General features: G+C 37.2%; 10 protein-coding genes and 1 pseudogene. All 11 read right to left on the reverse strand.

The window, feature by feature from the left end; translation table 11 throughout:
* A pseudogene (locus tag G558_RS14195) lies at positions 1 to 236 on the reverse strand (hypothetical protein); the annotation flags it as partial.
* Positions 237 to 373: 137 nt separating this feature from the next.
* The gene (locus G558_RS0109540) at positions 374 to 1522 is read right to left on the reverse strand and encodes a BTAD domain-containing putative transcriptional regulator (protein WP_028829964.1); all 1149 of its coding nucleotides are present in this window, start codon (positions 1520 to 1522) and stop codon (positions 374 to 376) included.
* Complete coding sequence (locus G558_RS12970) at positions 1519 to 3078, reverse strand: amidohydrolase (RefSeq protein WP_051188630.1); 1560 nt, start codon at positions 3076 to 3078, stop codon at positions 1519 to 1521. The genes G558_RS0109540 and G558_RS12970 overlap by 4 nt, the downstream gene beginning before the upstream one ends.
* A 115-nt stretch (positions 3079 to 3193) precedes the next feature.
* Positions 3194 to 4837: a M20/M25/M40 family metallo-hydrolase gene (locus G558_RS0109550; protein ID WP_028829965.1), complete on the reverse strand. Its 1644-nt coding sequence runs from the start codon at positions 4835 to 4837 to the stop codon at positions 3194 to 3196.
* Between the two features lie 48 nt (positions 4838 to 4885).
* Entirely contained in the window at positions 4886 to 6268 is a 1383-nt protein-coding gene (locus G558_RS0109555; RefSeq protein WP_028829966.1) for an alanine/glycine:cation symporter family protein, read from the reverse strand.
* 327 nt (positions 6269 to 6595) lie between these two features.
* Positions 6596 to 7954 (reverse strand): MATE family efflux transporter, encoded by a 1359-nt coding sequence (locus G558_RS0109560; protein ID WP_028829967.1) that lies wholly within the window; start codon positions 7952 to 7954, stop codon positions 6596 to 6598.
* Complete coding sequence (recD2, locus tag G558_RS12975; protein WP_051188631.1) at positions 7929 to 10220, reverse strand: SF1B family DNA helicase RecD2; 2292 nt, start codon at positions 10218 to 10220, stop codon at positions 7929 to 7931. The genes G558_RS0109560 and recD2 overlap by 26 nt, the downstream gene beginning before the upstream one ends.
* 15 nt (positions 10221 to 10235) lie before the next feature.
* Positions 10236 to 10718, reverse strand: coding sequence for a methylglyoxal synthase (locus tag G558_RS0109570; RefSeq protein ID WP_036931884.1), 483 nt, complete (start codon positions 10716 to 10718; stop codon positions 10236 to 10238).
* Positions 10719 to 10770: 52 nt separating this feature from the next.
* A complete protein-coding gene (locus G558_RS0109575; protein WP_028829969.1) occupies positions 10771 to 11622 on the reverse strand; it encodes a patatin-like phospholipase family protein in 852 nt (283 codons plus the stop codon).
* Entirely contained in the window at positions 11600 to 13492 is a 1893-nt protein-coding gene (locus G558_RS0109580; protein WP_028829970.1) for a PTS fructose transporter subunit IIABC, read from the reverse strand. The genes G558_RS0109575 and G558_RS0109580 overlap by 23 nt, the downstream gene beginning before the upstream one ends.
* Before the next feature lie 144 nt (positions 13493 to 13636).
* Positions 13637 to 14566 (reverse strand): homoserine kinase, encoded by a 930-nt coding sequence (gene thrB / locus G558_RS0109585; protein ID WP_028829971.1) that lies wholly within the window; start codon positions 14564 to 14566, stop codon positions 13637 to 13639.
* Between the last annotated feature and the right edge of the window lie 4 nt (positions 14567 to 14570).

Here is a 14570-nt window from a genome sequence, read left to right on the forward strand (position 1 = left end):
TCAACAGCTCTAATTCCTCTCATATTTGCGTAAAGCAATACTGCAAATAACATAATAGGGTTATAGCCTTTTCTTCCCTTGTTTGAGTATCTAGCCAGTAAGCTAGAAAAATCGAAATCCTCCAATACATTTATTAGGGTATAGACTGGATCGTCAGCAGGTAAACCTATTGTGTAAAGATTAAAATTAATAACCTGTTGTCCTTTTTCAAAAAATTGGTTATAATATTGTTTCATGGGTAGTTATATTATAAAATATAACGGGAAAAGATGGCAATATTATTTTGTCATTTTTTTTTGCTTTTTTTTGCATTAAAAAAAGCGAACTAGTCGCTTTTTTATTTGGGGGCTATTTCCCGACAGCCCCTTTAATATTATTTAAGAAGTTCTATAATTTCTTTTATTTCACTGTCACTTCCGCTTATGTAGTCGAAAAAATTTTTAGATCTGAAATCCAGTTTTTCTTTGTTATAAAGATATATTCTTATAGTTATTTTCTCCATGAGCTTTTTTATTATATCTCTGACGGATATGAAAATTCTTACATCATTCAAAGTGCAAAAAAATCCCTCCTCTTTTTCTCCTGTAGCTATTATAGAAGAAAAAATCCTTAAATCAGAATCTTTAACAGCTTTTAATCCTTTTTCTCTGTCAATTTTAATTAATGATTCCATAAGCTGACTCATGGCAAGATACTCTATGTTCTTGTTGCAGTATTTATTCACATATATCTCTCTCAAGACTTGTCTGTGCTCTGTAATTTCAGTGTTGTCGTTTAGAAGTTTTAGATAAAGGTCCTTCAATTTTTTCTTGGCGCCAATATTAAGCTCCGACCTGAGTATATCATCACACTTTTTATACTGAGATATAGCCATATGTCTTTCTCCAAGTTTTATATATTCAGTCATCAGATTATAATGACTTTCCTCGTCATATGGATTATGAAGAAGTATTTCTTCAAGTATTCCTACTTTTTCTTCATGCAGATGAGTATCCTTGAGATTTATATAAATCTGATTAAGGCAAAGCGCATGGAGTTTCTGGTACTTGACTCTGTTTCCCAAAGTCCACTCATACCATTCATCTGCATCTTTTATGTTTAGTTGTTCTAAAAAATCACCTCGAAAAGCTTCTTTCATTCTAGTTAATTCATCCTGACTCATAGCTAAAAGTGACTTTTCTTCAAGTTTTTTTATTTTGATAACATCAGAAGAAAACCTGTATTCCGGATTTATATAGCAGCACTCCTTGTTAGCTAGCACAAGACTTCTTCCCTCGTCATCTTTAGGAATTACTTTTTTTATATTCCAGAGATTATGCCTGAGATTGTTTCCTGAATTTTCGTATTTTTCTGACCATAGCAAGTCTGATATCTTATCTTTAGTTATCTTTTTGTTATAGTTTTCTACCAGATACATTACTATTGCTACAGACTTAGAGCTAAGCCTGGCACTTATATCCTCATTCTTATAGTATATTCCCGCATTACCAAGAAGATTTATAATTAGCATGTCTTGTATCATATAATCTCATCTCCATTTCTGGAATAAGTTATCTTGCCATCTTTAACTGTAATATCAACTAGTATATCCTTAATGTTTGGTGAACCGGCAAGTTCTATATCTGTGTCAAGTATGACCAGATCTGCCTTTTTCCCTTCAGATATGCTGCCTCTTTCATCTTCAGTATTTGTAGCATAAGCTGCATTGATGGTGAACATCTTTATTGCTTCTTTGAGGGTAACTGCATGATTTTTTTTGGGATGGTTCACTGCAGAATATATCCCTAAAATTGGGTCTATCGGAGTGAGCGCACTGTCTGATCCCGCGCATATTACGATTCCTTCATCAAGTATCTGCCTGAACATATTGGTATTGTAGTGCCTGTCACCAAGAGATTCCTCGTAAAGCTCATTATACCCCTCATAGAGTCCTTTTTGAGTATTGCCCAGCAGAGTTTCAAATGCAGGTTGCATAGAAAGCACCAGCCCCAGTTTTTTTGTCCTTGTGATCTGATCTTGGCTCAAAAGTTCTGCGTGTTCTACTCTGTGTCTCAAATCCGTTCCCGGACACTTTGACTGAGCATATTCATGGGCCAGGAGAACTTGTTCAAAAGCCCTGTCTCCTACAGCGTGCAGACCTGTCTGAAGTGAATTTTTGTAACAGTCAAGTACAAGTCTGTTGAGTTCCTCCTGACTGAAATAAAGATCTCCATTTCCATCTACGTCAGCATAATTTTCAAAAAGAGCAGCGTTTCTCGAAGTAAACGAACCGTCAACTCCAATATCTCCGCCTATCCTTTTCATTTTCCTCACCTTAATTTCATCAGTGTCAGTTATGCTGTAATATAGCTCTATCTTTACGGGAAGTTTTTTGGAAAACCTCAAAAACTTCTGATAATTTTCTCTTTCTCTTATCAGATTTGCCTCAATTGCCACAATAGTAGTAAGTCCTTTGGAGAGAACTTTTGTATTTATATATTCCTTTATCATGTTGCATTTTTCTTCAAAAGTATACAGATTCATTATCTTGTTTTTTGCATACGAATTTGCCTCATGTTCAAGGACTCCTGTAATAATCCCATTTTCATCTATCTGTATTCCATTCATACTAAATGGAACTTTTATAAGTTCCAGAGCTCTTGAATTCACTATACTTTTTTGAAGGTCACGACTAGCTATCCAAATAGGATAATGCGGACACATTTTATCAAGTTCTCTTCTAGTTGGCAGTCTTCTTTCCTCAAGAGTATGATAGTGAAGAGAAAGACCCATTATGATCTTTTTATCCGGCCTTGCATCCCTAAGTTCCCATAGTTTTTTCTCTATGTACTCAAAATTAACAGCTTCGCTGAAATCTATGTTGTTTTCATTTATTACAGTTTCATCCAGGTGTACATGGCTGTCATAAAATCCCGGCAAAAGACTCCTGCCTTTTAAATCTATAACTTCTTCATTGGTGTCTGAGTACTTTTCATATCCAGTTCCATATCCCAGGTCTGCAATTTTCTTGCCCTCAACCCTAAGCCAACTGTAGTTTTCTCCTTCAAAATTCATTATACTTCCATTTATAAATATCAAGTTTTTCACCTCTTACATATTTTTGTATCTTAATTATATCATAATACGCAAAAAGCATGAAGAACTTTACAGTTTTTCATGCTTTTTGACAAATCAGCAATTATAAATTCATAAACTATTTCTTTAAAAGATTCATTATAGTCTTATATACAAGTTCAGGAGCCACATTGAAGCTATAGTTCTTTTCAATTCTCTCCGTAAACTTATGTGCATCTTTTCCAAAACTTCCTATATCCAGAACTGGAAGGTCAAGTTTTTGCATATCTTCTAGTGGAAGATTGTATTTGCTTCCAAACCCAGGCATATTGTCCTTAAGTGCTGCTATTATAGCAGGGTCCTTTGGAGCTGCTCCATAGCTTAAATCCGAAATATATGGGAAGAATTTCTTATAAACAAGTTTATAGTCAGTCTTTGTAGAATCTACAGCATCCGCAACGGCATCTATAAGATTCTTTTCTTTTTCTTCTTTTCCTTCCACATATATATGAGGATAATAAGGTGGAGAAAAATATACCACAACTACAGGTTCTCTGTCAGACCAGAGAGAATGCAGCTTCTCTACCATTTTTAATGAAAAAGTTCTTGGATCAAGATCTTCATCTTTCATAAGCTCTTTGTTATATGCATCTATTTTATCTTTTACTTTAGGATCTTCTTTTTCAACTAAGGCAAATAGCTCTTCATATGTCATAGTTCTAGCTTTCCATGGTAGCATTTCATGATTTCTCCCTGCCATTTCACAAAAAGTTTTGTACCTGTCATTGAGTGTGTCTACCGCACTTTGGAATGCTTCGTTTGCTGCATTCTTCATTTTTACAAGCACTTCATCTGGTGTAGAGCAGTGAGTAGCATAGTTGAAAAATAAGGTTGCAGATTTTGCAATCTGAACTGAATACTCAGGTTTAAGATCTCTTTGATGAAGAGTGATAGGTGGAAGTGAAACTTCTCCCTCTGCCACGTCACAAAATTCTGGGTTAAGGTTTATCCTGCTTGTGATATGTGATGCAATCTGATTTGGATCTATTCCCTTAAATGATTCTCCAACATGAGTTTCTTTTCCAACCACATAAAATGACGGCATTAATTTTCCTACTGTGCCTATATATACATATTTGTTTTCGTCGCCATAATACTCAGAAGTCATATAGTCAGTATCTAGGAGGGCAAGGTATTCCAAACCTTCTCTTTCTTTAATCTCAACTAATTTAGGAACTACAGAAAGCATTCCACCAGAGTTTCCTTCTTCATCACAAACCGCTGCAAAAATCAGGTTTCCCTCAAAATTGTCTATATCTGCTCCTATCTCTTCCATGAGAGCCATTATTATAGCATCGCCTGTTTTCATATCAAAGAGTCCTCTGCCAAAGAGATAATCGCCTGAGTTTAGGTCTTTTGTTGCTTCTTCGCTTAGGGTTACTCCCTTGAGTTTTTCCATTAGCTCATATGGCTTGTTTGCATATTCCTGAAGGTTTCCGTAGTCAGATATTCCCACTGTATCTGTATGACCTATCATGACAACAGTTTTTTTGCTGTTGCCTTTTTTCCCTCTCATCATTGCTACGACGCTTTTTCTACCCAGTTTGTCTCCAGTTTCTACAAAGAAAATGTCTTGTGGATGTTCTTTGTAGTATGGCATTTTTGAAAAAATCTCATGTACCTTATTAACCGAATCCAGTTCTCCAGGTGTCTCAACGACACTTAACTCATTAGTAAGTTCTATGGCGATTTCTTCAATTCGCTTTGCTATATTTTTGTTCATTTTCGTGCCTCCCTTAACTATACCTGTAAAAAATTAATATCTTTGAGTTTATTCTGCTTTTCTTTCCTTAACTTTTGCTTTAGGATAATACTTTGGATTGCCAAAGAAATCATCAAGAGATTCTTTGATCTCTTTTCTAAGCATAACCAGTCCAATCATATTAGGAATTATAACAAGCGCAAGCAAAAGATCAAGGAACTGATAAAGGAACTCTATACCGCCTATTGCTCCAAATACTATTGCTGAAACATTTACAATTTTCATTACCTTACCAACTTTTGTTCCAAAAAGAAATTCTGCCTGTTTTTCTCCGTAGAATACAAGCACTATAATAGTCGAAAGTACAAACATCATTATGAAGAAGGTAACCATTCCTCCTCCAAAAGAATTTCCAAATACTGATTGGAATGCACGGGCTGGAATTGAAGCCGCTTCTGCTGCAGGTACAGTCTCCCAAAGGCCTGTAGTAAGAACTACAAATGCTGTCATTGTACATATTAACATTGTATCTACAATTATCTCAAAAATTCCCCAAAAAGCCTGTCTTACCGGGTGATCTGTAACCGCTGCGCAATGAGCCATAGGTGCAGTTCCCATTCCAGCCTCGTTAGAATATGTTCCTCTTGCAGATCCCCATCTTAAAGCTCCTGCTATTGTAGATCCCGCAAATCCTCCAGTAGCTGCAATTGGTGTAAATGCAGATTTAAATATCAGTACTATAACTCCTGGAAGTTCCGTTATGTTGACAATTATTATTACAAGCGCTCCAACAAGGTATAAAATAGCCATAATTGGAACCATTTTTTCAGTAACCTTTGTTATTCTCTGTATTCCACCATAAACTACAACAAGTACTATCACTGTCATTATTGCAGCAGAAACCATACTTGAAATCCCTATAGTTCCAGCAGTTTGTATAAAAGATACTGACTGGGTTGCAATAGATGGAACTATCTCTATCATTAAAAAGAAGGCAAAGCATCCTCCAAGAAATTTGCTTTTAAGACCCTTGCTCAGGTAATACATTGGTCCCCCAACAAATTCTCCTTCAGCATTTTTTTCTCTGTATTTGATTCCTAAAAGTATCTCAGAAAACTTTGATGCCGATCCCAGAAGTGCAAATACCCACATCCAAAATATCGCTCCTGGTCCTCCAAATGCGATTGCTACCGGTACCCCTACAATGTTTGACGCTCCTACAGTAGATGCAAGGGCTGCCGTTGCTGCCTGAAATGGAGATACCGTACCTTCTCCTTCTGGTTTTGAAAATATCTTACCAAAAGTCTGTCCAAGTATAAATGGCAGATATTTAAATTGAAAGAACCCGAGGTATATGCTCAAAAACAATCCCCCACCACCAAGAAGTACAAGCAGCGGAACTCCCCAAAGCCAGTTTGATACCGATGAAACTAATCCCAAAAATGTTTCCATAATAATAATTCCTCCTGTTATATGTATTTTATAATTACCCTTATATTACACGGAAAACGTTTTTTAATTGTTTTTAATTTTTCTTATGTCTGAAAATTTACACTAATTTATAAATTTGTTTTTTAAAAAAAATAAAATAGTTATTTTTTTAACACTTTTTGACGTAGATCAAGTAAAAGACCGCCTTTGGTCTTGTATTTTTAATACTTATTCAAAATAAATGTTTATTTTGTTTTGAATAAGTATTGTTTTCTATAATAAAAGTCACATTATTTTTAAAAATGTTTTAAAAATAATGTGACTTTTATTGATATTTTTAAATTATTATCACAATGCTATATTTTTTACCCATTTGTTTTTCAAAACTCTTGGTACTCCAAAAAGCATCTTTATTATTTCTTCCATGCTTCCAGCAAGTATGACTATTTCTATAGGCCACCCAAAGTATAGAGCTCCGGCAAACGATATGGGAACTGCTATAAGCCATAGCGGAATAATTTCAAGCATCAATCCAGCAATAGTATCTCCACCAGACCTTAGTATCCCAATTACGTTGGTCCAGTTGAAGGTGATGAATGGACTAAATATTGCCTTTACAATCAGAATTCTTTTTATTCCCTCTATGCTTTCGGGTTCTAGCTTAAATACCAAAGGAACAAGCGGAATAAAGAGCAGTATGGCTCCCGAGGTTATTATTCCAAGCATAAATGCAATCACCATAATCCTTCTGGAATAAAATATGGCTACGTCCATGGAACCTTCCCCCAGTTTGTTACCGAGTATGGTTGATGAAGAACTGGCTATTCCAAATGCCAGCACCATCATAAGGTCATTTATTGTAGATGCAATCTGGGAAACTGCAACAGCTTGAGTCCCAAGTTTTGCATATGCAACCGAAAGCATTACCGTTCCAAGTCCCCAAAGCCCTTCGTTAAATATAACAGGCAATGCAATTTTAAAATATCTTTTCAAAAATGCCAGTTCAATATTTTTAAAATCCGCAATTTTAGCCTTTAGTACAAACCTGCTTCCAAAATATACTGAATAAATCATGAACCCAGCTTCTATAAACCTTGATGTGGTTGTAGCAATAGCTGCTCCCTCTACCCCAAGCTGAGGCATTCCAAAATTCCCAAATATAAGCCCATAATTTAGAAATGTGTTTACTAAAAGTGCCACTATACTGACATACATAGGATATAGGGAGTCTCTTATACTCCTCATTGAAACTATATATGCATATGAGATTGCATGCATTCCAAATCCCCATCCCAGATACCTGAGATACTTTATTCCAAGCTCTATCACTAAAGAATCATTGCTGAAAATGCCCATATACCACCTTGGGAAAACCAGGGCCACCGTCATAAATACTGCCGATGACATAATCCCCAGTATAAGCTGTATCGCCATGGTTGTTCTCATCTTGTCGAAGCTTCTGCTCCCATAATACTGGGCCATGAATATACCCGCACCGCTGTAAAATCCAAACGTTATGAGTACAAAAAGGAACTGGAGCCGCCCTGCAATTCCAACTGCTGCCACAGAAGCTTCCCCAAGTGAACTTACCATAACAGTATCTACTATTGTAAGAGCGTTCCCTATAAGGTTTTGTATAACTATTGGAATAGCAACTGTAAACATAGTTTTATAAAGTTCTTTAGCTCTTTGATCTTTGATTGTCATATGTTTCCTCTTGTATTTCATTAAAAGCTGGCTTCTCGCTTTTTTCATTTAGAAGTTCGCTTATGGATACAATCCTTTCTGATAATGATGAATTTCTTTCTATTAGACTGGTATTTGAAATCATTTTATTTATATGATACATGGATCCTACAATTACAACTGCCTTCTTTGCTCTTGTAAGCGCTGTATAGAGTATATTTCGGCTTTGTATTACAGATGGCATGGAAAGTATAGGAATTATAACTATATCAAATTCACTTCCCTGACTCTTGTGAACAGTTACAGCATAAGCATGATCTATATTGTCAGCTTCTGAAAATTCATACCTGCTCCTTCTTCCATCTTCAAAACTTATATAAAACTGCTTGGCTCTTGTATCAACTGCGTCTATATAACCTATGTCTCCGTTAAATACTCCTTTTCCAGATTCAACGCCTGCATATCCTGTGTATTCTTTTTCATAATTATTCTTTATCTGCATTACCTTATCTCTGGTTCTGAATACTCTCTCTGCATGTTTAAACTCCGAAACTTCTTTTTTAGGAGGATTTACCGCTTCTTGGATTCTTTTGTTTAGCTCATTTACCCCAGACTCTGACTTTTTTATCGGGGTGAGTATCTGTATCTCTTCTGATTTAACTCCAAAGTATTCTGGCAGCCTCTTTGATATGAGTTCTACTATAAGGTCTGCCGCCTCACTGTGATTGTTCCTGGCCATGAAAAAAAAGTCATCCGAACCTTTGACAAGCTCTAATCCCTGGCCCTGATTTACCCTGTGTGCATTGATTATTATGTTGCTTTCTTTTGACTGACGAAATATTTCCTGCAAAGTAACCGTCTTTATTTTCCCGCATTCTATAAAATCCCAGAGCACTTTTCCTGGTCCCACAGAAGGAAGCTGGTCCTTGTCACCAACCATTATAACTACGGTTCCAGGTTTTATGGCGCACAAAAGTGCTTTTATAAGGAACAAGTCTACCATGGACATCTCGTCTACTATAAGTACATCTGTGTCAATGGGATTACTTTCATCTCTGTTATAAAAACCTTCCTGCTCGCTTTCATCTGCATAACCTACTTCAAGCAGACGATGTATGGTGCTTGCTTTTCTTCCACTTGATTCTGCAAGACGTTTTGCGGCTCTTCCTGTAGGTGCGCACAGGGTTACTTTTTTTCCAATCTGCTCATAGCATTCTATAATAAAGCTGACTATAGTGGTTTTTCCTGTACCTGGTCCACCTGTAAGAACCATTAAACCATTCTCCAGTGCATTAAGTACCGCCACCTTTTGCCTTTCTGCAAGTTTTTTACCAAGGCGATCCTGAGTTTCTCTTATCATGGTCTCCGCGCTTCTTTGAGTGAAATCCATTTTGGTCTGCTGGTTGATCAGATCTACTGTCATTTTAGCAACTGCATTCTCAACTTTATAAAAGTTATAAAGATACATACGTTTTACGCCGTCTTTGTTTTCAAGTACACTCTGGCCACTTATACAAAGCTCATAGATTCCCTGCTCAAACTTTTCAATCCCACAACCCAGCAGGCGTAGCGATTTGTCCTGAAGGTCTTCAAGATACATAAATACATTACCCTGATAGCAGAATTCTTCAAGTACATATTTTATTCCCTGGCCTACCCTGTGTATAGAATCTCTTGCAAAACCTACTTTTCTTGCAATCTCATCCGCTTTAATAAATCCTATCCCTTTGATTTTTGAACATATCTCATAGGGATTTGATTTGATAACGCTTATAGTTTCGTCCCCAAAAGCTTTATAAAGCTTCATTGCTATATTAGGAGATATATCAAATTCTGCCAGGGATACAATGATGCTCCTGAGTCTGACCTTTGATTTGTAACTCTCTATTATTTTTATCTGTTTTTTCTTCCCTATGCCTTCAACTTCCAAAAGCCGCTGAGGATTATTGTCCATTATTTCAAGCGTATCGTCTCCAAAGAGATCCACTATACGCCCTGCCATTTTAGGCCCTATTTCATCTATTATTCCAGAAGAAAGATAGGCGAGGATACTCTTTTTGTTTCCCAGATTTGGTATCTCATAACTCTTTACATCAAGTTGCATTCCATATGAGGGGTGGAGCTTCTGATTCCCACTTATCTTGAAATAATCCGATTCTTCAATTGAAATAAAGGTTCCGACAAAGGTTATTATTTCATTTTCAACCGTCTCCATGACTCCAACTGTATAACCATTTTCATCATTTCTGTATATTATTTCAACAACCTTACCTTCAAAACTCTCCATTTTTTCTCCTCAAATTTATTTATACATGCCCAAAAAATCAGCTCTGTGACGCAAGTTTTCCTTATAATCTAAAACCGTATGTCTGTAGGGCAGATCCATGAACTTGGAAGTAATTATAAAATCAGCAGTGGAACGATTGTTTGCTATAGGTATATCATAAACCTGACTTATCCTCAGCAGAGCTTTTACATCCGGATCATGCGGCTGGGCCGTAAGTGGGTCAGACAAAAATACTACCAGGTCTATTTCTCCTTCGACTATCTTGGCACCTATCTGCTGGTCTCCTCCAAGTGGTCCACTGTTATATGCAAGCACTCTCAATCCTGTTTTTTCACAAACCAGCCTTGCCGTAGTACCTGTCCCGCAAAGATCATGCTTCATAAGTATTTCTTTGTGGTCATTGCACCACTGTATTAACTCTGCTTTTTTAGCATCATGAGCTATAAGCGCTATATTTTTTTTCTTTTCTATCGTAACTTCTATATATGATCTTTCCAAAATAGATTCCTCCTTGTTGATTCTAATCCGCTACGCTTTATTATTTCCATATTTAAAGCGACATATACTCTCTTATTTCTTCAATTCTTAGCATTGTAGAATTATAACCATCATTATACATCTTGCCGAGTTTTTCCGTGTCTTTTTCAAGTCTGCCTATCCCCTGTGTAGAGTTTGGTCTTATAACCTTGATAATTCCTTCACTCTCAAGTTTATTCACAAAATCAACTTGTTCATTATAGACATCAGGCCGTCTTTTGAGTGTCTCACGAAATTCCCTGTGTTTCCTGAATTTGTTTTCAATTATGCGGCTCCCTTTTTCAGGCCCTTTTTTATATCCTTCTTCACGGCTTAGTATAACCAGCACCTTGTCGCATCCATCTTCTATTGCTTTTTTAACAGGAATGGGATCACTTACTCCCCCATCAAGATAAGCTACTCCATTTATTTTCTTTACAGGAAACATTAGCGGAAGCGAACAGCTTGCTATAATTATGTCCATCATGCTCTCATCTGCACATACATCCAGATATTGCGGTTTTCCTGTTTCAAGATTGCTTACGACAGCTTTTACTTGTCCCTTGAAATCTTTGTATGCTTTAAAATCAAAGGGATTGTGCACTATGGGGATTTGCCTGAACGCAAAGTCTATTCCATAGTAACTCCTGTTTTTGGGATTGAAAAAATTCCGGGTTCCCATGTACCTCGGATCATTTGCATAGCCTATAAGTATGTCTTTTCCTCTTCCTCGCTGCCTGGAAAGATATGAAACTCCATTTGCTATACCCGCAGAAACTCCAATAAAATAATCCACTTCAATGCCTCCATCAAGCAAAGCATCAAAGACCCCACAGGTGAACACGGCTCTCATCGCTCCACCTTCAACTACAAGACCTCTCTTCATTTTTAAAAACCTTCTTCCTTTTTTTTAATGTGACAATCAGCAAAGCGCCTACAAGAGACCCTGCTCCTATAGCTATCAAATATCCAAGACGTTCTCCCATTATGGGCACTACAAATATTCCCCCATGCGGAGCTCTGAGTGTGCATCCAAAGGCCATGGAAATCCCTCCGGCTAAAGCTGCCCCCAGGGTAGATGGAACAATTATCCTCAATGGGTCAGCTGCCGCAAAGGGTATTGCTCCTTCTGTTATAAAAGATAAGCCCATTATATAATTTGTAAAACCTGCTTCTCTTTCATCATCAGTAAAACCCTTTTTATAAAGTGTTACAGCAAGTGCAATTGCAAGTGGTGGGACCATTCCTCCCGCCATAACAGACGCCATCACTTCATAGTTCCCAGACTCTATAGAAGCAATGCCAAATACATAAGCCGCTTTGTTTACTGGCCCTCCCATATCAACAGCCATCATGGCCGCAACCAGAATTCCCATCAATATTCTGCTCTGCGAAGGCATGGAAGTTAAGAATGAGCTTAATTCTCTGTTGACCAGCCCAAGTGGCGGGTTTACTATAAAAACCATAATGCCTGATGTAATGAGTATTGAAAAAACAGGGTATATAAGCACTGTCTTCATACCCTCAATCAATTTTGGTGCCCCAGATAATATTTGCTTAAGCCACTGAGTTATATATCCCGCCAAAAAACCTGCTGCAATAGCTCCCAGAAACCCCGATCCTGCCTGCGATGCAATCATTCCACCTGTGAATCCTGCTGCCAGAGATGGCCTGTCACCAATACTAAAGGCTATATATCCCGAAAATACAGGCAGCATAAAACTAAACGCCATATCCCCTGTGCTTTTTAAAAAATTGGATATTTCTGTGTTCGAACCAAGCCCCTTAAGACTCAGGCTGTAATCATCAAGAAGAAATGACAGCGCTATAAGTATTCCTCCTCCTATTACAAAGGGAAGCATATAGGAAATACCATTCATAAGATGCATGTATATCTGCCCAGAAATCTTTTTTGAATCATATTTGTCCTTATTGTCTGCAAGCGCTCTGTCTATTAGTTCTCCAGCCTTGTGTATAGCTTCTCCAGAAGAAGCCATTACAAGTTTCTTACCTTTAAATCTATTCGTATCTATTTTAGTATCGGCCGCTACTATTACGGCCTTTGCATTTTTGATATCTTCTTTTGTGAGTAAATCCTTGACTCCACACGAACCATTGGTTTCTACCTTTAATCTCATTCCTCTTTTTTCCGCTTCCAAAGCAAGTTTCTCAGCAGCCATATACGTGTGCGCTATCCCCGTCGGACACGCGGTAACTGCTATAAGTTCATAATAATCCTGTTCCGCTTGGCTTTCACCTTTATTGCTTTGATATTCATCACTGTATTCATAAGGAAATTTTTTGCGCTCCTGAGCATCTATATTAGCTATAAATTCTTCTTTTGTTTGTGAATTTATGAGTTTGTGCCTGAAATCTTCATCAATGAGCATTGTGGAAAGCTTTGAAAGAAGACTCAGATGCTCTGCATCCTCCTTATCTGGTGAGGCTATCATGAAAATTAAATACGTAGGCTCTCCATCGATAGCTTCATACTCCATGCCATCTCTGCATACAGCCGCCGCCAACTCAGTTTTTCTTACTGATGGAGATTTTCCATGAGGTATAGCTACCCCATCTCCAATACCAGTTGTTATGAGTGCTTCTCTTGTAAGGACAGCTTTTGTGAATTCTTCTGTATCTGTAATGCTTCCCGTAGACTCTATCATAAAGATCAGACTTTTTATTGTTTCATGCTTTGATAATGGCATCAGATTTATATCTATGCTCTCTTTTTTTAACAGATCAGTAATTTTCACAGCCTTCCTCCTTCTTTTATTATTATATTTCAATCCTATACTATATCATACCATTAATAATTATTTCCTTGAATATAATTTTTTACAAAAAAACAGAGCATATTCTCAGCTCCGTTAAAATACCAGTTTTTACCCATACTCTCATTAGCTTTCCTTTATCCTTGTCCCTTGAAAATCAATCTTCAGCTCATATGCCTTCCAACCCCGTTTGAGTCTGGAAAGCTTTTTTTGATATATTTCAAGAGTATTGCTTAGATTTTGATCTATTACCATTACAGTAGGCCCTGCCCCGCTCAAAAAAGTAGCTGTAGCAGACATTCCTTTACATATATTCACGACTTCTTCATACTCATCAATTATTTTTGATCTGTATTTTTGGTGTAGTCTGTCACTGACCGCTGTTTTTAAAATATCAAATTCGCTGTTTACAAATGCTGCTATCATAAGTGATACATGACTTACATTATAGACAGCATCTTTAAAGTCCACATTTTGAGGCAATACTGACCTCGAATATTCAGTAGATAGACTGAAATCAGGTACAAATGCAAAAAACCTGAGGTCTTTGCTCACAGGAATATTTGACATGAATACTTGTCCATCCTTTTGTATGGCTGCCGTAAAGCCTCCCATCAGTGCAGGTGTGACATTATCCGGGTGACCTTCTATTAAATTACACACTTCCAAAACCTCAGTGTCAGAATATGGTTTTCCAGATAACTCATAAGCTGCTTTTACGGCTGCCACTATACAGGCCGCACTGCTTCCCAAGCCTCTGCAAACAGGTACTTCACTCTTTATTCCTATCTTGAGTTTTTGTGGAAACACTCCACTTATATGATTCACTGCTCTTACGAACGACTTGTATACGAGATTTTCCCTGTTTGCATATCTGCTTTCAAATCCTGTAAGCTCCAGTTCTATGTTGTCAGGATTATTGTATGGCGCCATTCCGCTCTTTTCAAAACTCACATCAGTATATATGTTTAGCGCCATCCCCAAAGAGTCAAATCCAGGTCCAATATTTGCACATGTAGCTGGAACCCTGAGCACAATTTCTTTATTGTCTTTCATATCA

It is taken from the genome of Proteocatella sphenisci DSM 23131, assembly GCF_000423525.1.
Lineage (GTDB): Bacteria > Bacillota > Clostridia > Peptostreptococcales > Filifactoraceae > Proteocatella > Proteocatella sphenisci.